The sequence below is a fragment of the Curtobacterium sp. MMLR14_006 genome (assembly GCF_001864985.1).
In the GTDB taxonomy this organism is placed as follows: domain Bacteria; phylum Actinomycetota; class Actinomycetes; order Actinomycetales; family Microbacteriaceae; genus Curtobacterium.
This window is the reverse complement of the sequence record NZ_MJGU01000009.1, coordinates 1-19,909: the sequence shown is the minus strand read 5'-3', so window position 1 is coordinate 19,909 and position 19,909 is coordinate 1. Positions and strand designations below refer to the sequence as shown.

Sequence of the window (19,909 nt, the reverse complement as noted above, 5' to 3'; positions counted from 1 at the left end):
CGGGTTCACGACGAAGTTCTCCAGCGTGACGGTGGTGTCGCCGGCCTTGAGGGTCAGGCCGGAGTCGTCGTGGTTCAGCAGGCCCTGCACGTAGGGGCGGTAGTTGCCATCCGGCGACCAGTACGTGACCGAACCGGCGGTGATCGGGAACGACACCGAACCGTCGGCGAGGGTTGCGTCGCCGGAGACGCCGGGGGTGAGCTTGAGGGCGGTGAGGGCGTCGGTGAAGCCCGAGTCGAGCTTCACGGCGGTGGAGCCACCGAGGACCTCGGGCACCGAGGCGACGGGTGCGGGGACCTTCGACTCCGACGACGACGACACCGTGTGGATCGAGGGCGTGGCGGCATTGGCGGAGGAGATCCCGAACGCTGCGCCACCGAGGACGAGGGCGCCGGTCGTGGCGAGGGTGATGCTGGTCTTGAGGCTCTTGCGCATGATGTGGATCCTTTGCTTGGTGTCGCGCTCGGCGCGGCTGCTGTGTGCGCGCCGAACACACCCTGGTGCAGGGTGGAGAACCAGCGTGGTGCGGCTGGTGAGCGCTCCGGGTGTTTCCCGGTCGTTGCAGGTGATTCGGCACCACCCCGAGAGTGGTTTGGTCGATCTTCCGACCGTTCGGCTGTCCTACGCTCGGACCATGAGGGGCATCACGATCCGACCGACCACCGAGGACGACTGGGAAGCGATCCGGGCACTCCGGCTCGAGATGATCCGGGACACCCCGATGGCCTACGCGGAGCACCTGCACGACGCGGAGCAGCTGGACGAGGCCGAGTGGCGGGCGCGGGGCCGCCGCGGGCAGGACGCCGGCGGGACCTCGGTGGTCGCGATCGATGCCGACGGCCGCTGGGTCGGGGCCATGGGCGCCTTCGTGCCGGACGAGGCGACCGGTCCGTTGCTCGTCGGCGTGTACGTCGCGCCGTCCCACCGCGGCCGAGGGGCGGGCGTCGCCGACCGGCTGCTCGACGCGATCGACAGCTGGGCGGCCGAGCGCGGTCCGACGCTGCGGCTGCACGTGCACGAGCGCAACGAGCGGGCGCAGGCGTTCTACGCCCGACGCGGCTTCCGACCGACCGGGGCGACCGAGCCGTACGTGCTCGCACCGGAGGAACGCGAGCTGGAGATGATCCGCGACCTGGGCGGGGTGTCCTCGTGACCGTCTCACTGCGGCCGTGGGAGCCCGGGGACGCGACCGCGCTGCTCGCCGCCCGGCGGTCCGCGGTGGACCTCGACCGGCAGTTCCCCGGCGTCGACCTCAGCGACGAGGCGGCGGCACGCGCACACATCGCGCTGGAACTGCGGTTCGACGACCGTGCCCGGAACTGGGCGGTCGTCGAGGACGGCACTGCCGTCGGCAACGTCGGCGTCTCAGCCATCGAGTTCCGCCACGGCACGGCGTGGGTGTCCTACTGGCTCGCGGCCGGCGCTCGGGGGCGGGGCACGGTGGCCCGGGCCGTGGCGAGTGCGGCGGCGTGGGCGTTCGGGGCCGGTCTGGCCCGGCTCGAACTCGGCCACCGCGTGGACAACCCGGCGTCGTGCCGGGTCGCGACCGCCGCGGGCTTCGTCGCCGAGGGCATCGAACGCGGCAAGCTCCGGTACGGCACGGAACGGTTCGACGTCGAGACCCACGCCCGCCTGGCCGACGACCCGGAACCGTCTGTCGAGCAGCTTCCACGGCACGACGACCGCTGACCCGCGCCCAGCGGTCCCCGCCGCGGTCAGCCGGGTACGGCATGATCGGTCCGTGCCTGATGCGAACCCGACCATCGCCTACCGCGCCGCGCGCGACCAGCTGCTGTCCGCGCCGACGGCCGACGCCGCCCGTGCCGACTTCCGCTGGCCCGACCTCGGTGCGACCTTCAACTGGGCGAACGACTGGTTCGACGTCATCGCGGCCGACAACGACCGGATCGCGCTCTGGATCGTCGACGGGGACGGCGGCGAGCAGCGGTTCACCTACGCCGAGATGGCGGCCCGGTCCGACCGGCTCGCGGTCCGGTTGCACCAGCACGGGGTGCGGAAGGGCGACCACGTCCTCGTCATGCTCGGGAACCGGCTCGAGCTGTGGGAGACCATGCTCGCCGTCATCAAGCTCGGCGCCGTCATCCTGCCGACGTCGACGATGCTCGACACGAGCGACCTGCAGGACCGCGTCGACCGCGGCCACGTGGCGCACGTCGTCACCACGGCCGGCGAGACCGCGAAGTTCGCGGGCGTCGACGGGGACTTCTCGCGCACGGTGATCGGTGGGGCCGCCGAGGGGTGGACCGACTACCCGGCCGACCTCGGGGAACCCGCGCCGGAGGGCGAGGCCCGCCCGGTGGTCGTGACCCGCACGTCGGACCCGTGCCTCGTCTACTTCACGTCGGGGACGACGTCGAAGCCGAAGATGGTCGTGCACACGCAGACCTCGTACCCGGTCGGTCACCTCAGCACCATGCACTGGCTCGGGCTCCGCCCCGGTGACGTGCACCTGGCGATCAGCTCGCCTGGGTGGGGCAAACACGCGTGGAGCTGCTTCTTCTCGCCGTGGATCGCCGAGGCCACCGTGTTCGTCCACGACACCCCGCGCTTCGACCCCGCCGGTCTGCTCGCCCAGCTGGAGCGCGCCGAGGTGAGCACCTTCTGCGCACCGCCGACCGCCTGGCGGATGATGCTGCAGGCCGACCTCGGCGCACGGCCCAGGGCCCTGCGCGAGGTCGTCTCGGCCGGCGAGCCCCTGAACCCGGAGGTGATCGACCGGGTCGCCGACGCCTGGGGCCTGACGATCCGGGACGGCTACGGGCAGACCGAGACCACGGCGATCATCGGCAACGCCCCGGGGCAGCCGGTGACGCCCGGTGCGATGGGCCGGCCGCTGCCCGGTGTGTCGGTCACCCTGCTCGACCCGCTGACCGGACGACCCGGCGACGAGGGCGAGGTGTGCCTCGACCTCACCGAGCGACCCGTCAACCTGATGGCGGAGTACCTCGGCGACCCGGACCGGACCGCCGCGGCGGTCCGCGACGGGTTCTTCCACACCGGCGACATCGCGGTGCGGTCCGCGGACGGGGAGCTCACCTTCGTCGGCCGGACCGACGACGTCTTCAAGTCGTCGGACTACAAGGTCTCACCGTTCGAGGTCGAGAGTGCGCTGCTGCAGCACCCCGCCGTTGCGGAGAGCGCCGTCGTGCCCGCGCCCGACGACGCTCGGCTGAACGTCGTGAAGGCCTACGTCACGCTCGCGTCCGGTTGGGAGGCGACGGCCGACTCCGCGGAGCAGGTGCTGGCGTTCGCCCGGTCCGCGCTGCCGGCCTACGCGCGGGTCCGCCGCGTCGAGTTCGGGGAGCTGCCGAAGACGATCTCGGGCAAGATCCGTCGCGTCGAGCTGCGCGAGCGCGAGGAACGTGCCGTCACGGACGGTGTGCGGCTCGAGGGGGAGTGGCGGGACGACGAGTTCCCGGGGCTCCGTCGGGTGGTGCCGAGCGCCTGACGCTCAGCGCTCCTCGCTGACGACCGCCCGCTGCCGGTCGTACTGGCCCCGCGTGCGGTGTCCGCCCATGGCGCGGACGAGCCGGCCGCGGGCGTTCCGGGTCGCGAGGAACCAGGCGCCCTCGGCGATCGCCAGGCAGGGCACCCCCACGGCCAGGGCGACGAGGACCTGTCGGCCGAGGCTGGTCCGCCACGGGACGCCGCTCAGCTCGAGCGCCGTGAACACCAGTGCGGCGACCACGAGCGCGATCGGCGTGCTCCAGAGCCGTCGCACGGTGCTGCGCCGCGCGTCGTCGAGCGCGGTCGCCGAGGCGAGCTCGAGCGTCGACCCGACGTGCTCGGTGGGCTCGCCTCCGGTGACGAGCGCGTGTCGGGCGCCACCGGCTGCCGGACCGTCGTCGACGACCGGCGTCCAGAGCACGTCGTCGAGGAACTCCACCTCGCCGTCGACGACGAACCAGCCGCCCTCGTGTTCCTGACCGGTCTCCTGCACGTTCGTGTCCACGTGCTCATCGTGGCAGGGATCGTCGCGGCGGGCACCCCCGCGAGCGGGGCACGGTCAGGCCGACGGCGCGGGGTCCGTCGTGACACGGCGGACGCTCCGTGTCGACGCCGCGGCCACGGTGGCGAGCACGATCGCGGCGGCGCACCCGAGCAGGGTGGTGGTCGTCCCGACGGCGTCGGCGAGCGGCCCGACGAGTGCCTCGCCGAAGGGGACGGCGACGAAGGACCCCACCATGTCGTACGAGTACACCCGGGCCAGCACCCCGCGCGGCACGTTCGACTGCAGCGCGTGGTCCCACGCGATCGAGAACAGCTCGAGGGCGACACCACCGAGTGTGAACGCCACGACCAGCGTCGGCAGCGCCGGAGCGACCCCGAGCGCGATCGCAGGCAGCGCGGTCACGGCCATCAGCGCGACGCCGATCCCGAGCGCCCGGCGGGGCCGCCACCGCAGGGCCAGGAGTGCGCCGAGCCCGAGCCCGACGGTCTGCGCCGCGACCACCGGACCCCAGCCCGCGCGCCCGAACGTCTCGTCGGCGACCACGGGACCGAGCACGGTCGTCGCGCCCACGAACGCGGCGTTCAGGACGGTGAACTGGGCGACCACGGTCCACACCCACCGGCGTCCGGAGAACTCGACCCACCCCTCCCGCAGGTCGGCGAGCACCGACGGTCGTTCCGCCGCTGCCGGTGCCGGTGCGCGGGGGAGCCGGATCCGGGTGTACAGCAGAGCAGCCACGGCGAAGCCGGCCGCGTCGACGGCGAGCCCCCACCCGGCGCCGACGGCCGCGACGAGCGCCGCCCCGGCGGAGGCGCCGACCACGGTGCCGGTGTTCACGCCGAGGCGCACCACGGCGTTGGCTGGGCGGAGTGCCGACTCCGGCACGGTCTCCGGCACCATCGCGGCCGTCGTCGGCAGGCTGACGGCCGCCACGGCGCCGTTCAGGACGCTGAGGGCCACCAGGAGCGGCACGGTCGCCGTGCCGGTGAGGACGAGCGCGGCGACGGTCGCCTGGGTGACCGCGGCCCCGATCGAGGTGGAGACGAGCACGACGTCACGGGGGAGCCGGTCGGCCACGATGCCGCCGAACAGCAGGACGGCGACGTTCGCGACCGACCGTGCCGCCACCACGAGGCCGAGGTCGGCCGGCGAGCCGGTCAGGTCGAGCACCGCGAAGGCCAGGGCGATCGGGGCGATCGCGTTGCCGACGATCGACACCGTGCGCGCCGCGACGAGCCAGCGGAAGGCCGGGTACCGGAGCACGCCAACCGCGGCGCTCACGGGCGCCGCAGGGGGAACATCGACACGGTCATCGAGACCGGGACGGAACCGGGCGTCCGAGGCCGCTGGGCAGCCGCGTGCAGCAGGGCGGATGCCTCGCCGACGTGCCACACGACCCGGCGCCAGGTCTCCGGCCCGACCCAGAGCTCGGCGTCGGTGGAGATCGCCGGCCCGTCGACACGGTGCTCCGCCCGTCGTCGGAGCTCGTCGACCTGGGCGTCGAGGTAGCGGAGCCGTTCGTCGACCGCGACGGCGTCGGGCCGGGCGTCGACGTCGAACGGCACCGCGGACGACTCGTGTCGGTAGCGCTTCGCGTCGCCGCCGCGCACGCGGACGACCTCGACGACCGTCACGAGTCCCGCGCGTTCGAGCACGCGGAAGTGGTAGCTGGCCGTGGCTTGGGACAGGCCGAGCTCGCGGGCGGCCTCGGCCGCGCTCATCGCCGTGCTCGTGACCAGGGAGAGCAGCCGGAGTCGGACGGGGTGGGCGGTGGCCCGCAGGGCGTCGAGGGTGGACATGCGCTCATCGTCGCCGGAGATCGCCGGACCTGCAAACGGCTCTTTGGGGGTGCTCCCGTGTCACCGCGGACACACGTGGTCCGGTCCCGTTCGCCGTCGCGGGCAGAGCGGCCAGGATGGGCGGATGCGCACGCACCCCGTCCTCGGACTCCTCGCCGCGGTGACGGTCGTGGTCGGTGTCCTCCCGCTCACGGCCTGCTCGGCCGTCGAGGGGCTGGCACGTGACGCCCTGCGCGGCGGCGGTACCGGCGCCGGGCCCTGCCCGAGCGTTCCCGAGCCGTTCCCCGACGAGGACGCCCCACCGGCGCCCGATCCCGAGCCGGAGGCCACCCTCGACCCGTTCGTCGCGCGGTCGGTCCGCGCCACGATCACGGCGGTCCGGGCCCTGCCCGCCGTGCAACGCGCGACCGAGACCACGACGAACGCGCCGAGCACGACCGCCGACCCCGCCTGCTCGACGCGGTGGGTGACCGTGGACCACTTCTCCTCGCGGTTCACGGTCGAGATGGACGCCGACGCCACACCGGGCCAGGCGGGAGCGGTGCCGACGACCATGGCCGAGGGCCTGGCCTGGACGGGCGTCGACCTCACGCTGACCGTGCCGGCGGGCGACGACCACGTCGCGAGCGTCGTGCACTACGACGGCACCTTCGACCAGCGGATACCCGAGGCGACGTCGACGGCGGTGGCCGACGGCCTGGCGACGCTCGCCGCGACCCCGCACGTCACCGGTCTCGACGCCTCGATCCCGTACACGATGCGGGTGGACTACGGCTCGCTCACGATCGGCGTCGACTCGACCGACCAGGCCGTGCTCGACCGGGTCCGCGCCGTGATCGACACGACGACGTTCCGCGACACCACCCTGCACGGCTCGTTCGGCAACGGCGCGAAGCCCTGACGCCACGGGCCCACCAGGAGCAGAAGCAGAGACAGACCGGCGGCAGCAGCGAGCTACCCTCACACTCGTGATCACGACACCTCGACCCGGTGCCCGTCCGACCGTCTCGGACGAGGGACCGCAGCGCCAGCTCACCGACCGTGCCACCCCGGAGCGGTGGGGCCGCCTGCTCGCCGGGGCGCTCGCCCTGCCCGACGTGGTCGAGGGCCACAGCCAGGTCTCCCCGGTGTCGTCCCGTGCCCTGTTCCTGCGGGACCGCTCCGAACACGTCGTGCCGTGGACCTCGCTGGCGCCGGAGGGGCGGCTCGAACCGGTGCACCTGCACGGTGTCGACGACACGTCCGTGCACCTCTGCCTGCCGGTGGAGCGTGGTCGGCAGCTCACCGAGCTCGGCTGGGCGATCCCGCACCAGTACGAGGACTTCGGTACCGAGTTCCTGGTCTACGGCCCGCGGGACGACGACGAGGTCGCGGTCGTCCTGTCGGTCATCGAGGAGAGTCTGGCCTTCGCCCGCGACCCCGGAGACGAGCGGCCGGCCCACAGCCCGACGTGAAGCAGGGCCCCACGAATCGAGTGCCCCGCGATGGGAATACTCCCACAGTGGGTGTATGGTCGACGACATGAGCAGGACCGAACTCCGTGAACCCGCCTTCTGGGTCCTGACCAGCCTGACCGGCGGTCGCCGACACGGCTACGCGATCATCCAGGCGGCCGCCGAGCTGTCCGACGGCCGGACGACACTCGCGGTCACCACGCTGTACGCCACGCTCGAGCGCCTCGAGCAGGCCGGCCTGGTGCGCGGCGACGGCGACGAGGTCGTCGGTGGTCGCCTGCGGCGGTACTTCGCGATCACCGACGAGGGCCGCCAGCGGCTCATCGACGAGGCAGCGCGACTCGACGCGAAGCTCCGGGTCCTGCGGAGCCGCCTGTCGACGCCGGGCGTCACCGGTGCTCCACGCACCGCCGGGGGAGCGGCATGAGCGCCGACGCGACCGCATCGCGCACCGACCGCGCAAGCACAGAGCGGATGAGCACGAAGCAGATGAGCACGAGGCAAATGAGCACAGAGCAGCGGTACCGCCGGCTGATGGGCTGGTACCCGCGGTCCTGGCGGACGGCGCACGAGGACGCCTTCGTCGGCACCCTGCTCGACGTCGCCGACGCCGAGGGGCGCGATGCTCCCACAGCACGAGAACGCGCCGCCGTCATCGGCCACGGTGTGACCGCGCGACTCGACCGACTCGTGGTGCCCGAGGTGCGTGACGCCGGCAGCACCATCGCGCTGACGATGGGCGCGGGCCTGGCGCTCGCCGAGTTCCTGGTGAGCAGCTGGGCGCCGTGGATCCGCGGCAACCCCGCGCCGCAGGAGATGGTGCAGGTCGGTCCGTTCCGCGACACCGGTTTCGTCTTCGCCGCGCTGTGGGTCGTCGCGCTCGTCGCGGCGCTCACCGGCCGGTGGGCGGTCGGTCGGGTCGCGCTCGTCGTCTGCACCGCGGCGGCCGTCCTCTCCCCGCACTGGTTCGTCCAGTACCCCGGGGTGTGGAGCGTCGACCGGGGCACGCTGGCGCTGTTCGCCGCGTGCGCGGTGGTCGCCCTCGTCGGGCGTCCGCTCCGCAGCCACCACACGGCCGCGGCGACCGCCGGGTGGCTGCTCCTCGGCATCGCGAGCTACACCGCCGTCGGCACGGAGCCTGGGGTGTGGCTCGGCAGCCGCGCCCTGTGGAACGGCAACCTGTACGCCTGGTACGCCGTCGTGCTCATCGAGGTCGCGGCCGTCGGCCTGGCGATCGCCGGGCGCTGGCGCGTCGTCTTCACCATCACGCTCGGGTTGACGCCGTACGCGCTCACCGTGGTCGGGAACGAGCTGCGCGGCATCTTCACGGGGAGCGGCTCCGCGGCCGTCGTCGCGCTGCCGGTGGCGTTCGGACTGTTCCTGCTCGTGCTGCACAGCAGCGGCCGCCTCGACCTGCGGGAGCGCACCCCGACCTCCGTCTGACGGCGCGCCCACTGCCGTCCAGCAACGAACGCCACGGCGCGCCCGCGCATCTCCCCCCAACGGCGGACGCGGCCGCCCGCGCCGCTGCAATAGCGTGGCGCTCGTGATCGAAGTCGACCATCTCACCAAACAGTACGGTCCCAAGACCGCCGTGGACGACGTCTCCTTCGTCGTCCGCCCCGGTAGCGTGACCGGCTTCCTCGGCCCGAACGGTGCCGGGAAGTCCACCACGATGCGCATGATCATGGGCCTCGACGAGCCCACGTCGGGGCGGGCGATCGTGAACGGCCGGCCGTACCGGACGTTCCGCGACCCGCTGCGGCAGGTCGGCGCGCTGCTCGAGGCGAAGGCGGTGCACTCCGGACGGAGCGCGTACAACCACCTGCTCTCGCTCGCCGCGACGCACGGCATCCCGAAGTCGCGGGTGCACGAGGTCATCGACATGACCGGCCTCGACGCGGTCGCGAAGAAGCGCGTCGGCGGGTTCTCGCTCGGCATGGGGCAGCGCCTGGGAATCGCTGCCGCACTGCTCGGCGACCCGAAGACGCTCATCCTCGACGAGCCCGTCAACGGCCTCGACCCGGACGGCGTCGTGTGGGTCCGGCAGCTCGCCCGGCGGATGGCCGCCGACGGCCGCACTGTCTTCCTCTCCAGCCACCTCATGAGCGAGATGGCGCAGACCGCCGACCGCGTCGTCGTGCTCGGCCGCGGCAAGGTGCTCGCGGACGCCCCGATCGCCGAGTTCGTCGCGGGCGCGAACGCCGCCTCGGGCGTCGGTGCCGACGGCACACCGAACGGCGGCGGCAGCCGCGTCGTCGTCCGCACGCCGTCGCCCGACCAGCTCTTCCACGCGATCGGACCGAACGCGTCGGTCACGCAGCGCGAGGACGGCTCGTTCCTCGTCGTCGGCCCGGATGCGCCGACCGTCGGCACCATCGCCGCGCAGGCGGGCGTCGTCCTGCACGAACTCACCCCGACCGGCGCGAGCCTCGAGGAGGCCTACATGGCCCTCACCCGCGACGACGTCGAGTACCGATCGGAGGGCACCCGATGACCGCCACCGCGCCCGCCCACAAGACCGTCCCCGACTCCGTCGGGCTGTCGTTCCCCCGGCTCGTCCGGAGCGAGTGGATCAAGTTCCGCAGCATCCGCTCCACCATCTGGTGCTTCGCGATCATCGCGGTCGTCACCATCGGCATGGCGGCCCTCGTGGGCCAGGCCGTGAACAGCGGCGGCACCGACGTCCCCACCGAGCAGGCGAACGCCAGCTTCGTGCTCATCAACACGGTGAGCGTGAACCTGACGGCGCTCGTCGTCGGCGTGCTCGGCGTGCTCATCATCTCCGGCGAGTACGGCACCGGTCAGATCCGCTCGACGTTCACCGCGGACCCGGGCCGGGTCGGCGTGCTGCTCGCGAAGGCCACCGTGCTGGCCGTGGCGACGTTCGTCGTCAGCGTGGTCGCGACGGCGATCGGCGCGCTCCTGGCCCTCGCCCTGCAGGCCTCGAACGGCGCCCACCCCGAGGTCGGTGACCCGGCGGTGTTCATGCCGATCCTCGGCGCGTCCGTCCTCGTCACGCTCGTCGCCCTGCTCGCGTTCGGCATCGGCCTGCTCGTCAAGTCGAGCGCCGCCGGCATCGCGATCACGCTCGGCCTCATGCTGGTCGTTCCCACGATCCTGCAGTTGGCCGCCGCGCTCACGAACGCCGACTGGCTGCTCGACCTGTCGCAGTTCCTGCCCCTGCAGGCCGGTGCGCAGCTCATCACCTACTCGAGCGGCGCACCGGCCCCCGAGCAAACCGGCGTCGTCCTGAACGGCTGGGGCGGCTTCGGCGTCCTCGCGGCAGAGGTCGTCGTCGTGGGGGCACTCGCTCTCGTGGTCACCCGCCGACGCGACGTCTGACGCGACCACCTGACGGACGGGAGGCCCGNNGGGCCTCCCGTCCGTCTCGTGCGTGCGTCCACCGCCCCGTAGGCTGCCGACGTGCGGAACGTCCCCCTCGTGTTGCTGCCGGCGGTCGCCGGCCTCGTCCTGCTCGCCGGTTGCGCCGCCGAACCCGCCGCCGACCCGAGAGCGCTGCACGCGTGGCAGGACGAGCAGGACGCTGACGAGGAGCGTCGGGACGACGTCCTCGGCGTGCTGATGGCCGGGGTCCAGCGCGGCCCTGACGACCCGGAGCACCCCGGTTCGCAGATCGCGCTCGAGTACCCGCACCCGCAGACGATCGAGCACCTGCGGTTCTCGTGCTTCGGCAACGGGCACATGAGCGGGATCGTCCGGACGACCTCGGCGACCGGCGGCGGGAGCGAGGTCGTCGAGGACCTCGCCTGCCGGGACAGCCCGCACCGCATCGACCTGCCGGCCGCGCACCGCACCGACGTCGAGCGGGTGTCCTTCGCCGCGTACGGGAGCGACCGGACCAGTGAGTGGCGCCTGGTGATCGTCGGGGACCTCGCGACGGGGTGAGCGCGGTCCGGACCGCGCCCGACGCCGTCGGACCCACCGTCCGCAGAGCGTGGGATGCGGACATCTGCTCGTCGGGGATGCGAAGATGCATCAGCTGCACATCCCTGCGTGCGGCACCGACCGCGAGGGCTCGATGACCACCACCGAGGAGCACGACGCGAGGACGCCGCTCCTCGACGGCCGCTACCGGCTCGAACAGGCCATCGGCCAGGGCGGCATGTCGGTCGTCTACCGTGCCGTCGACGAGAGCCTGCACCGCCCCGTCGCCGTCAAGGTCTTCCACTCGGGGATCGTCGACATCGCCCGGCAGGAAGCCGAGCTCGGCGTCCTCGCCTCGCTCGAGCACCACAACCTCGTCAGCCTGCTCGACGCCGGCGTCGTCGCCGGTCAGGACGGCAGCCAACAGCGGTACATCGTCATGGCGCTCGTCGTCGGACAGGACCTCGAGGAACGTCTGGCCGTCGGCCCCCTCGCCTCGCGGCACATCGCCGAGATCGGCTACGACATGGCCGAGGCACTGCACTACATCCACGCCCACGGCGTCGTGCACCGCGACATCAAGCCGTCGAACATCCTGCTCGTCGACTACGGCAACGACTCCGACCGCGCCCGGGCCCGACTGACCGACTTCGGCATCGCGCTCGCCGCGGGCGTCGAACGCCTCACCGCCGACGGCGTGACCACCGGCACCGCCGCCTACCTCAGCCCCGAGCAGGCCCGCGGCGCCGACGTCGGACCGGCGAGCGACGTGTACTCGCTCGGCCTCGTCCTGCTGCAGTGCTTCACCCGGCGCCGCGAGTTCCCCGGCTCGCTCGTCGAGTCCGCCGTCGCGCGGCTCTCCCGCGACCCGGTCGTGCCCGAACCGCTGCCCGAGCACTGGAAGCGGCTGCTCACCGCGATGACCGCGCAGGACCCGGCGGCCCGTCCGCTCGGCGCCGACCTGGTCGCGCAGCTCCGCGACGTCGTCATCGCCGAGACCGCCGGCGCCGACCACGTCGTCGACGCGACGGACCCGTCAGCAGCACCGGCTGCGGCCGAGGCCCGGGCCGACACCGGACACCCCGCCACGCTCGACACCCTGCCCGACGAGGCACTGCACCGCACCACCGCGATGGCCGCCCGCCTGTTCGACGCGCCCATCGCCCTGGTCGAGGTCATCGACGAGGACCGCGCCTGGTCGCAGTCCTACATCGCCGAGGGCGTCGACGACGCGGCACGCAACATCAACTTCCGGAACGGCTTCGCCCCGGTGCCGGTGCCCGTGGTGATCCCGGACGGCTCCACGCACCCGGAGATGCAGCACAGCCCGCTCGTCACCGGGCCGCTCGGCATCCGGTTCTACGTCAGCGTCCCGCTCGTCAAGCACGACGGGTCGCCGATCGGCACCCTCGCCGTGCTCGACACGAAGCCCCGCCAGGCGACCGAGGGCGACCTCGCCAACCTGCACGACCTGGCGGCACTCGCGGTCACGCAGCTCGAGCTCCGGCAGGAGTCGCTCCGCACGACGAGCGACTCGCTGCCCGTCGCCCGGACCGACACGACGCGGCTCAGCCGTCCGTGAGCGCCGCCGCGTAGTTCCGCACCGACCGGTTGTACCGCGGCAGCGTCGGCTCGACGGCCTCGATCGCGACGCGGAGCGCCTCGTCCTGCCGGCCGGCGCTGTGCAGCGCGAGGGCGAGGAACACCCGCGGGGCGACCCCGGTCGACGGGTGCTCGGGAGCCTCCCGCAGCATCGCGATCGCCTCGTCCACCCGGCCGAGGTTGCGGAGCGTCGACGCGTGCTGCACGACCATCTGGGCGGCCCGGACGGGGTCGACGTCGCCCAGCCCGGCCGCCGTCGCGGCTGCGTAGTGCTCGTGCGCCTCGGCCTCGTGGCCGCCCGAGTCGAACGCGCCGCCCAGCTCGAACGCGCCGACGGCGGGGTGCGGCGCGGCGTCCGCGAGCTCGCGCATCCGCTCGATGCGCTGCTCTGCGTCGATGGTCTCGTCGTCCCAGAGGGCGGCGACGCGGTCTTCCCAGGCTCCGGTGCTCATCGCAGCAGGCTAGCGAACACGCCGACCGGCGGATGCGACGACCGGCGGACACCGCGACGCGGCGAACGCGCCGAGTGGCGGACCCGATCGACCGTTCGACGACGAAGTCAGCCCGCTCCTCCCGCTCCCTCCGGCGTCCTCACGCGTCCCGCACCGTCGCCCGGAACGACCGCACGAGCGGCGACCCCAGGCGCACCCGCACGGGCTCGTCCCACGCGAGCGCCGAGCCGAGCGCGGGGTACTCGGCCACGCGCACGAACCAGGGGTCATCGTGGTCGAGGGCCTCGACCCGGACCACGGCGTCCCCGCCCGGGAACGCCGCGCGCCACTCGATCCACGGCGCCACCGACCCGTGCGTCGCGGCTTCCCCCGAGGCGTGCTCGGTCCGCACCCGCACGTCGGAGCACGCCGGGAACCGCCACGTGAACCCGCCGTACCCGGCACCCGCGCGACCGTTGCTGCCCGGGCTGCCGAGCCGGACCTCGACGGCGCCGGGGCACCGGAACGCCGACGTCCAGGTCAGCTCCCACCCGTCGGCGACCCCTCGCCACCCCAGGCGTCGCTCCTCGAGCAGCAGCTCGGCCCCCTCCGGTCCCCGCCAGACGAGGTCGTGCACGAGCCCGGCGTCGTCCCGACGGGTGCTCCGGACGTCGACCCGACCGTGGTCGTCCCGGTGGACGTACCCGGATCCGTGCACGTAGGTCGGTCCGCCCCAGCAGTTCACGCCGTCGAGGTCGGGGATCGCGACGCCGACCCCGCAGTGCCACGCGTGGTCGGGCGGTCGGTGCGCGCTGACGACCGTGCCGCCGAGCGTCCGGACCGGGTGCAGGTACGGGCGCGGCGCGAGACCGACGGGCATCCCGGTGCCGTCGACCGCAGAGGCGACCACCACGTCCCCGACCAGCAGCGGATGCGAATCCTCGACGTCGACCACACCGCGACGCTACCGAGTCCGTCCGGACTGCGTCCCGGCCTCAGCGCAGTCGTCGGACCAGCACCACGCTGTCCACGACGTCGTGCGCGCGACCGTCCTCGGTGGAGGCGGTCCGCTCCCGGAGCTCCGCCGCCACCACCTGCCACGTGTCGTCGACCCCGACCGCCTCGAGGTCGGCCTGCGGCGTCGGGAACCGGAAGCCCTGGAGCTCCGCGGGCAGGTCGCCGTGCGGTGGCGCCGCGTGCGCCGTGACGAGCAGGTGACCGCCGACGGCCACGAACCCCGCTGCCCGCCGCAGGATCGCGTCGCGCGGGATCGCCACCGGCCACGACTGCAGGAACGACGCGGTGACGAGTGCGAACCGCTCCGCCGTGTCCCACGTCGCCAGGTCGGCGGCAACGAACGCGGTCCGCTCCTCGACGTCCGCCGACACCGCGGCACGCGACCCGCGTTCCAGGGCGGTCACGGACAGGTCGACCCCGACGGCGTCCCAGCCCTGCTGCGCGAGCCAGACGACGTCGCCGCCCTCGCCGCAGCCGAGGTCGAGCGCACGCCCGGTCGGCAGCGTCGGCGCCACGGTGGCGAGCACCGCGTTCACCCGCCCCGACCAGATGCCGTCGCGTTCGGCGTAGCGGGCCTCCCACCAGTCGCGGGCGTCGGCGGGGGACTCCTGGGGTGCGTGCATGCGCCCAGTGCACCGCGCCCGCCGGGCGCGACGCGAGCCCTGTTGCCGGTCCGGCAACGACGTGAGCCGCGCGACGGACGGCTGACGGGCCTCCAGGCCGACCGAGCGACCCGGCCACCAGGCTCGCCTGCCCTGTGCGCAACGGTGTCGGGAGGCCCGCCCCGCCCTGTCGGCGCAGCACGCGTCCCACGCCGGTCCGCCGCGGCGGCGGAGCGCAAGCCCGACGACCCGTGCGCCGAGCGTCGCGCCCGTCACGGCACCCGATCAGGCCCACCGCCGTGCCGCGACCGCCTCGGCGCGGCGGTCAGTCGGCCGTGCGTGCGGCGAGCAGCGCGCCGAGCACGGCGGCCCCGCTCGCGGCGTCCGGCACCGTCACCACGCGCGCCTGCCCTCCCCGCAGCCGGGCGACGAGCCCCGGCCCGGAGCGCACGACGTAGGCGACGCCCCGACCCGAGAACCGGTAGCCCCAGCCGCCCCACTGACCGGGGGAGACGTCCTCGCAGCCGCAGCCCTCGATGCGTTCCAGCGGCACCCGCATGAGCGGGATGCGGGTGACGGACGTCGTCAGGCGCAGGCCGCGCCGGTCGACCGTGACCTCGACGCGGGCGAGCGAGAGCACCGCGAGCCCGGCGACCGCCAGCACGACACCGGACACGACAGCGCCCCCGACGTCGTTGACCACGGTCGCGACGACCGTGCCGATGCCGACCCCGACGAGCACGGCGCCGAGCGCGGCGAACCAGCGGCTGCCGACCCGTGAGCGCCAGGCCACACGGGTCGCGGGGCCGACGGGCAGGGGAGCGACCTCGTGCGCGGGCACCGGCGCAGCGACGCGCACCAGCGCGACGGCCGGGACGGCGGCCACCGCTGCGGTCACCGCCAGGAACACCGCACCCCACCACATCGGCAGCACGCCGTCGCCGACGGTCGCCGCACGGACCAGGACCACCCACGCGGTGCCGGCGCTGCCGGACACCAGCCCGGCGACGAGCAGCGTCGTCGCCGCCGTCCGCCGGTCCCGCATGCGCAGCGCGAGGAAGCCGAGCACCGCGACGCCGACCGTGACGAGCAGGGTGACCCAGAACACCGGCCACGGCGAACTCCAGCCGTCGGCGGTGCCGTCCGAGCGGAAGTGGATCGGCATCCGGTCCGGCAGGTTCCCCGCCGACGCGAGCGTGGCGAGCACCACCCCGGCCACCACGGCCAGCCCGGGTGTCACCACCGCCAGTCGTGTCCCGGTCCCCGTCGGTCGCGTGGTCATCGTGCCCCCTTGATCATCGTGAACAGGTCGTCGAGCGGGACGCCGAGCGTCTCGGCCTGGTCGCGGAGCTCGTCGACGAGTCCGCGGAGCCGGTCGAACGAGGCGTTGCCCGACCGCAGGACCGTCGCGCCGCGGCCCCGCCGCAGCTCGATCAGCCCGTCGTCCTGGAGCTGCGCGTAGGCGCGCAACACCGTGTGCACGTTGACGTCGACCGACGCTGCCAGGTCACGGGCGGACGGCAGCCGTTCCCCGCTCGCGAGCTCGCCACGGGCGATCGCATGCCGGATCTGGGCGGCGACCTGCTCGGCGAGCGTCGCCCGGGCCCCGGGATCGACGGTGATCAACATGTTCGCATTCTATGCGAACAATGGTCTTCGAGGTCCACCCCGCCGGTCGCGGCTCGACCCCACGCCCGTGCCTTGGCCGCGGAACGCAGCAGCCGGTCCGGTACCCCCGTTCGGGCGTAGCGTCTCGAACGAGCGATCCGCTCACCATTCAGGGAGAAACCATGTCGAAGTACGAATCCGCCGACGGAGTGGAACCCCTCCAGGTCACCACGTACCGTCTCGTCCGCAAGGCCGCCCGCCGTGGCTGGGCCGTCCCCGGTGACGACGCCGAGCCGTCCCTCGCCGACCTCGTCAGCACCCGCGCCACCGGCCGCCCCGAGAACCGCTAGTCGGCGCCCGTCCGGGGTACGCGCCGGGGGACAGCGCGGCAGCCCGCACGAGCGGCTCCCGTCCTGCGGTCCGCCCGCCGGCCAGGAGGCCCGGATCGCCGCCGTTCCGCGGCTCGCGCGGTCTGGTCGTCGGCTCCGCGCTCGTCTGCCCCGGTCCCGCCGCGCAGCTCGCGTCCGCCGGGTGACCCCGTTCCTGTGACCAGCCGCAGGAACACTCCGGTGCCGCCCAGGCTGGAGCGGGTCCGTCACCAATACGTTGCTTCCGGATCGCAGGTCGATCCCGACCCGGAAGGACGCATGGGACGCCACGCACTGGCAGCAGCCGCAGTCGACGACCACCAGCCAGCCCGAGCGACGCCGAACGCGGTGTCCGCGCCGGTGCGGCAGACGGCGCAGGCGACCCGCTCCGACCAGCCGCTCCGGCCCCGTGGCCGGCGTTCGGCCCTCGGTCCTGCTGCTGCCCGCTCCACGTTCGTCGAGCACCCCGCGCCGGCCAGGACCGTGCACATGCAGCCGCGGCCGCGGGCGGCCGTCACGTCCTCCGCAGGCGCCGCCGTCCTCAGCCGGACCGCTGCCCTCCGTGCCGAGCGGGCCGCCGACCCCCGGCACCTCCGCCGTGCGGCCAACGCCAAGCGGGCCGCCGTCCTGCTCGCCCCCGCCCTCGCGGTGACCTCGAGCCTGACCCTGGCGCTCCCGGCGAACGCGGCCACGCCGGACGACCCAGCGCAGCAGGGGACCACGACGTCGCAGTCGGTCCCGTCCGCGCAGTCCTTCACGGTCGCCCACGACGTCGAGGTGCCCGTGGTCTCGACCGACGGCATGACCACCACGACGACGATCGTCTCCTACCCGACGCTCGACCTGCGGTTCGGCGTGACCACCGCGCAGGCGCAGTCGGCCCTGTCCGCGGCGCTGTCCGGCGGCGGCGACCGGGCCACCATCGTCGCGACGGCCCTGCAGTACATGGGGGACCCGTACGTCGAGGGTGGTGCGAGCCACGAGGGCATCGACTGCTCCGGGCTGACGATGGTCGCCTACGCGGCGGTCGGCATCCCGCTCGTGCACTACGTCCCGAGGCAGGACGCGGCGGCGACGACGATCCCGGAGTCCGAGGCGCTGCCCGGTGACCTCGTCGTGTACGACGACGAGGACCACGTCGGCCTGTACCTCGGCCAGGGACTCGTGCTGCAGGCCCCGCACCCCGGCGAGGTCGTCGACATCGTGCCGATGTACTCGGCCGCGCACCACTTCGCACGGGTGCTGCCCGCGGGGAGCTGACGGGATCACGTATCCTGGAGTGATGGCCTCCGACACCCGTACCCCGTTCGAACAGCAGCAGTCTGCTCGTCCGCAGGTCCGCCCCCGCACCGAGGGCTGGAAGCAGGCCACCGACACCGACGGCCGGCCGCTCCTGCAGTTCGCGTCCCCGAAGCGGGGCAAGCCGCCCGTGCACCTCGCCGACCTGACGCCCGAGGAACGCACCGCACGCGTGCAGGAGCTCGGGCTCCCCGGGTTCCGCGCCAAGCAGCTGGCGACCCACTACTTCACGCACTACACGTCCGACCCGGCCGACATGACCGACCTGCCCGCCGCCCAGCGGGAGCAGCTCGTCGCCGGGATGCTGCCGCCGCTCCTCACCGAGACCCGGCGTCTCGCGACGGACAAGGGCGACACGATCAAGTTCCTCTGGAAGCTGCACGACGGCGCCCTCGTCGAGTCGGTGCTCATGCGGTACCCGGGTCGGATCACGCTCTGCGTCTCATCGCAGGCCGGGTGCGGCATGAACTGCCCGTTCTGCGCCACCGGCCAGGCGGGGCTGACCCGCAACATGTCCACCGCCGAGATCATCGAGCAGATCGTCCGGGCCAACGCCGCGATCGCCGCCGGTGAGCTCGGGGGCGATCCCCGCAAGGGCGGCAAGGACCGGGTCGACGCAGAGCGCGTGACCAACGTCGTGTTCATGGGCATGGGGGAGCCGCTCGCGAACTACAAGCGGGTGATGGACGCCGTCCGGTTGATGGTCGCGCCGCAGCCGAACGGTCTCGGCATGAGCGCCCGCGGCATCACCGTCTCGACCGTCGGACTCGTGCCGGCGATCAACAAGCTGGCGGAGGAGGACATCCCGATCACCTTCGCGCTGTCGCTGCACGCCCCCGACGACGAACTGCGCGACGAGCTCATCCCGGTGAACTCCCGGTGGAAGGCCGACGAGGCGATCGACGCCGCCCACAACTACTTCGTCAAGACCGGCCGACGTGTCTCGATCGAGTACGCGCTCATCAAGGACATGAACGACCACGCCTGGCGTGCCGACCTGCTCGCCGAGAAGCTCAACAAGCGCGGCAAGGGCTGGGTGCACGTCAACCCGATCCCGCTCAACCCGACGCCGGGCTCGGTGTGGACCTCGTCCGAGGTGCACGTGCAGGACGAGTTCGTCCGTCGGCTCAACGCCGCCGGCATCCCGACGACTCTGCGCGACACCCGCGGCAAGGAGATCGACGGGGCCTGCGGGCAGCTGGCCGCGGCCGAGTAGTCGAAGCGTCCCCACGCAGGGCACGGTGCACATCGCACCGTGCCCTTCGTCGTCCCCGGGGCATCCGGTCGTGGTGTCATCGGGCGTACTTCCCCGGATCTCCGGGCGACACGCCCGGGATGGGGGACGGCTTGGCGCTCGCGCTCAGGTCTGCGTAAAGTAATCACTCGTTGCCGCTGAGGCGGAGAACGGAACGGCCGAGACGGTCACCAGGGTGAACACCCCGGGGGCGCAGTCCGGACGGGGTCCCGCTCAGGCAACCACCCCACCTGAACAACCGGAGCGATCCGGTGTCCGTTCGGGTGGCGCAAGAACGAATGCCTCTCTGGCGGAGTCTCCATTTGGGACCGAGCGGGGAGTGCGTCTGGTCCTTGAGAACTCAACAGCGTGCACATTGTCAATGCCAATTTATTGATTGACCTCGTGCCTGGTCGGCTTGCTGACCGGGTCATGAAGCAATTCCTTTTGGATTGAAGATTGTCAGTAGACAGTCAACAGTCAGAATCAACTCGCTGACGCTTTCGGGTGTTGGTTGTAATTTTTTACGGAGAGTTTGATCCTGGCTCAGGACGAACGCTGGCGGCGTGCTTAACACATGCAAGTCGAACGATGATCAGGAGCTTGCTCCTGTGATTAGTGGCGAACGGGTGAG

22 protein-coding genes, 1 rRNA gene and 1 pseudogene are annotated in these 19,909 nt (G+C 73.0%); 15 read left to right on the top strand and 9 right to left on the bottom strand.

Features of this window, described 5'->3' with window-relative positions:
* A pseudogene (locus tag BIU94_RS03610) lies at nt 1-435 on the bottom strand (hypothetical protein); the annotation flags it as partial.
* Nucleotides 436-634: 199 nt separating this feature from the next.
* Between BIU94_RS03610 and BIU94_RS03605 the strand changes: the two are divergent.
* The 3 genes from BIU94_RS03605 to BIU94_RS03595 are packed head-to-tail and all read left to right on the top strand — an operon-like array spanning nt 635 to nt 3,469.
* Nucleotides 635-1,153 carry a GNAT family N-acetyltransferase gene (locus BIU94_RS03605; protein ID WP_071254306.1) on the top strand — a complete coding sequence of 173 codons (519 nt, stop codon included), beginning with the start codon at nt 635-637 and terminating at the stop codon, nt 1,151-1,153.
* Nucleotides 1,150-1,689 carry a GNAT family N-acetyltransferase gene (locus BIU94_RS03600; protein ID WP_071254305.1) on the top strand — a complete coding sequence of 180 codons (540 nt, stop codon included), beginning with the start codon at nt 1,150-1,152 and terminating at the stop codon, nt 1,687-1,689. The genes BIU94_RS03605 and BIU94_RS03600 overlap by 4 nt, the downstream gene beginning before the upstream one ends.
* Before the next feature lie 52 nt (nt 1,690-1,741).
* A complete protein-coding gene (locus BIU94_RS03595) occupies nt 1,742-3,469 on the top strand; it encodes an AMP-binding protein (RefSeq protein WP_071254303.1) in 1,728 nt (575 codons plus the stop codon).
* Between the two features lie 3 nt (nt 3,470-3,472).
* On the opposite strand, the gene BIU94_RS03590 is transcribed toward BIU94_RS03595, so the two are convergent.
* The 3 genes from BIU94_RS03590 to BIU94_RS03580 are packed head-to-tail and all read right to left on the bottom strand — an operon-like array spanning nt 3,473 to nt 5,772.
* A complete protein-coding gene (locus tag BIU94_RS03590) occupies nt 3,473-3,973 on the bottom strand; it encodes a hypothetical protein (protein WP_071254300.1) in 501 nt (166 codons plus the stop codon).
* Nucleotides 3,974-4,027: 54 nt separating this feature from the next.
* On the bottom strand, nt 4,028-5,254 hold the full coding sequence (locus BIU94_RS03585) for an MFS transporter (protein WP_071254298.1): 1,227 nt from the start codon (nt 5,252-5,254) through the stop codon (nt 4,028-4,030).
* Entirely contained in the window at nt 5,251-5,772 is a 522-nt protein-coding gene (locus tag BIU94_RS03580; protein WP_071254297.1) for a helix-turn-helix domain-containing protein, read from the bottom strand. The genes BIU94_RS03585 and BIU94_RS03580 overlap by 4 nt, the downstream gene beginning before the upstream one ends.
* Nucleotides 5,773-5,896: 124 nt before the next feature.
* On the opposite strand from BIU94_RS03580, the gene BIU94_RS03575 reads away from it, so the two are divergent.
* The 8 genes from BIU94_RS03575 (at nt 5,897) to BIU94_RS03540 (ending at nt 12,696) form a co-directional block, all read left to right on the top strand.
* Nucleotides 5,897-6,673, top strand: a complete 777-nt coding sequence (locus BIU94_RS03575; RefSeq protein WP_254784739.1) for a hypothetical protein — start codon at nt 5,897-5,899, stop codon at nt 6,671-6,673.
* A gap of 67 nt (nt 6,674-6,740) precedes the next feature.
* Entirely contained in the window at nt 6,741-7,226 is a 486-nt protein-coding gene (locus BIU94_RS03570; RefSeq protein ID WP_254784737.1) for a luciferase family protein, read from the top strand.
* 67 nt (nt 7,227-7,293) lie between these two features.
* Nucleotides 7,294-7,653, top strand: a complete 360-nt coding sequence (locus BIU94_RS03565; protein WP_071254310.1) for a PadR family transcriptional regulator — start codon at nt 7,294-7,296, stop codon at nt 7,651-7,653.
* A gap of 47 nt (nt 7,654-7,700) precedes the next feature.
* Nucleotides 7,701-8,669 (top strand): hypothetical protein, encoded by a 969-nt coding sequence (locus BIU94_RS03560; protein ID WP_139196269.1) that lies wholly within the window; start codon nt 7,701-7,703, stop codon nt 8,667-8,669.
* A 103-nt stretch (nt 8,670-8,772) separates the two neighbouring features.
* Nucleotides 8,773-9,723 (top strand): ABC transporter ATP-binding protein, encoded by a 951-nt coding sequence (locus tag BIU94_RS03555; protein WP_071254309.1) that lies wholly within the window; start codon nt 8,773-8,775, stop codon nt 9,721-9,723.
* Nucleotides 9,720-10,571: an ABC transporter permease subunit gene (locus BIU94_RS03550; protein WP_071254294.1), complete on the top strand. Its 852-nt coding sequence runs from the start codon at nt 9,720-9,722 to the stop codon at nt 10,569-10,571. Before BIU94_RS03555 ends, BIU94_RS03550 begins: the two co-directional genes overlap by 4 nt.
* An 81-nt stretch (nt 10,572-10,652) precedes the next feature.
* Nucleotides 10,653-11,135, top strand: a complete 483-nt coding sequence (locus BIU94_RS03545; RefSeq protein WP_071254293.1) for a hypothetical protein — start codon at nt 10,653-10,655, stop codon at nt 11,133-11,135.
* 85 nt (nt 11,136-11,220) lie between these two features.
* Nucleotides 11,221-12,696 carry a GAF domain-containing serine/threonine-protein kinase gene (locus BIU94_RS03540; protein WP_083404560.1) on the top strand — a complete coding sequence of 492 codons (1,476 nt, stop codon included), beginning with the start codon at nt 11,221-11,223 and terminating at the stop codon, nt 12,694-12,696.
* On the opposite strand, the gene BIU94_RS03535 is transcribed toward BIU94_RS03540, so the two are convergent.
* From BIU94_RS03535 to BIU94_RS03515, 5 genes are all read right to left on the bottom strand, one after another.
* A complete protein-coding gene (locus tag BIU94_RS03535) occupies nt 12,683-13,168 on the bottom strand; it encodes a tetratricopeptide repeat protein (protein WP_071254292.1) in 486 nt (161 codons plus the stop codon). The genes BIU94_RS03540 and BIU94_RS03535 overlap by 14 nt on opposite strands.
* A 139-nt stretch (nt 13,169-13,307) precedes the next feature.
* A complete protein-coding gene (locus BIU94_RS03530; RefSeq protein WP_071254290.1) occupies nt 13,308-14,102 on the bottom strand; it encodes a DUF6807 family protein in 795 nt (264 codons plus the stop codon).
* Nucleotides 14,103-14,142: 40 nt separating this feature from the next.
* Nucleotides 14,143-14,787 carry a bifunctional 2-polyprenyl-6-hydroxyphenol methylase/3-demethylubiquinol 3-O-methyltransferase UbiG gene (locus tag BIU94_RS03525; protein ID WP_071254285.1) on the bottom strand — a complete coding sequence of 215 codons (645 nt, stop codon included), beginning with the start codon at nt 14,785-14,787 and terminating at the stop codon, nt 14,143-14,145.
* Nucleotides 14,788-15,091: 304 nt separating this feature from the next.
* Nucleotides 15,092-16,048: a DUF1648 domain-containing protein gene (locus BIU94_RS03520; RefSeq protein WP_071254283.1), complete on the bottom strand. Its 957-nt coding sequence runs from the start codon at nt 16,046-16,048 to the stop codon at nt 15,092-15,094.
* A complete protein-coding gene (locus BIU94_RS03515; protein ID WP_071254282.1) occupies nt 16,045-16,395 on the bottom strand; it encodes a GntR family transcriptional regulator in 351 nt (116 codons plus the stop codon). The genes BIU94_RS03520 and BIU94_RS03515 overlap by 4 nt, the downstream gene beginning before the upstream one ends.
* Before the next feature lie 161 nt (nt 16,396-16,556).
* Between BIU94_RS03515 and BIU94_RS17690 the strand changes: the two genes are divergently transcribed.
* The 4 genes from BIU94_RS17690 to BIU94_RS03500 form a co-directional block, all read left to right on the top strand.
* Nucleotides 16,557-16,724, top strand: a complete 168-nt coding sequence (locus BIU94_RS17690) for a hypothetical protein (protein WP_175472162.1) — start codon at nt 16,557-16,559, stop codon at nt 16,722-16,724.
* Nucleotides 16,725-17,021: 297 nt separating this feature from the next.
* Nucleotides 17,022-18,002 (top strand): C40 family peptidase, encoded by a 981-nt coding sequence (locus BIU94_RS03510; protein ID WP_071254280.1) that lies wholly within the window; start codon nt 17,022-17,024, stop codon nt 18,000-18,002.
* A 22-nt stretch (nt 18,003-18,024) separates the two neighbouring features.
* Nucleotides 18,025-19,257, top strand: a complete 1,233-nt coding sequence (gene rlmN / locus BIU94_RS03505) for a 23S rRNA (adenine(2503)-C(2))-methyltransferase RlmN (protein ID WP_071254279.1) — start codon at nt 18,025-18,027, stop codon at nt 19,255-19,257.
* 541 nt (nt 19,258-19,798) lie between these two features.
* A 16S ribosomal RNA gene (locus tag BIU94_RS03500) occupies nt 19,799-19,909 on the top strand; the annotation flags it as partial.

What these genes read in the sequence shown, in the direction of transcription:
- BIU94_RS03605 (WP_071254306.1), top strand. Translation starts at nt 635, where the DNA reads ATGAGGGGCATCACGATCCGACCGACCACCGAGGACGACTGGGAAGCG.
- BIU94_RS03580 (WP_071254297.1), bottom strand. Translation starts at nt 5,772, where the DNA reads ATGTCCACCCTCGACGCCCTGCGGGCCACCGCCCACCCCGTCCGACTC.
- BIU94_RS03575 (WP_254784739.1), top strand. Translation starts at nt 5,897, where the DNA reads ATGCGCACGCACCCCGTCCTCGGACTCCTCGCCGCGGTGACGGTCGTG.
- BIU94_RS03565 (WP_071254310.1), top strand. Translation starts at nt 7,294, where the DNA reads ATGAGCAGGACCGAACTCCGTGAACCCGCCTTCTGGGTCCTGACCAGC.
- BIU94_RS03560 (WP_139196269.1), top strand. Translation starts at nt 7,701, where the DNA reads ATGAGCACGAAGCAGATGAGCACGAGGCAAATGAGCACAGAGCAGCGG.
- BIU94_RS03550 (WP_071254294.1), top strand. Translation starts at nt 9,720, where the DNA reads ATGACCGCCACCGCGCCCGCCCACAAGACCGTCCCCGACTCCGTCGGG.
- BIU94_RS03540 (WP_083404560.1), top strand. Translation starts at nt 11,221, where the DNA reads ATGCATCAGCTGCACATCCCTGCGTGCGGCACCGACCGCGAGGGCTCG.
- BIU94_RS03535 (WP_071254292.1), bottom strand. Translation starts at nt 13,168, where the DNA reads ATGAGCACCGGAGCCTGGGAAGACCGCGTCGCCGCCCTCTGGGACGAC.
- BIU94_RS03525 (WP_071254285.1), bottom strand. Translation starts at nt 14,787, where the DNA reads ATGCACGCACCCCAGGAGTCCCCCGCCGACGCCCGCGACTGGTGGGAG.
- BIU94_RS03520 (WP_071254283.1), bottom strand. Translation starts at nt 16,048, where the DNA reads ATGACCACGCGACCGACGGGGACCGGGACACGACTGGCGGTGGTGACA.
- BIU94_RS03515 (WP_071254282.1), bottom strand. Translation starts at nt 16,395, where the DNA reads ATGTTGATCACCGTCGATCCCGGGGCCCGGGCGACGCTCGCCGAGCAG.
- BIU94_RS17690 (WP_175472162.1), top strand. Translation starts at nt 16,557, where the DNA reads ATGTCGAAGTACGAATCCGCCGACGGAGTGGAACCCCTCCAGGTCACC.
- BIU94_RS03510 (WP_071254280.1), top strand. Translation starts at nt 17,022, where the DNA reads ATGGGACGCCACGCACTGGCAGCAGCCGCAGTCGACGACCACCAGCCA.
- rlmN (WP_071254279.1), top strand. Translation starts at nt 18,025, where the DNA reads ATGGCCTCCGACACCCGTACCCCGTTCGAACAGCAGCAGTCTGCTCGT.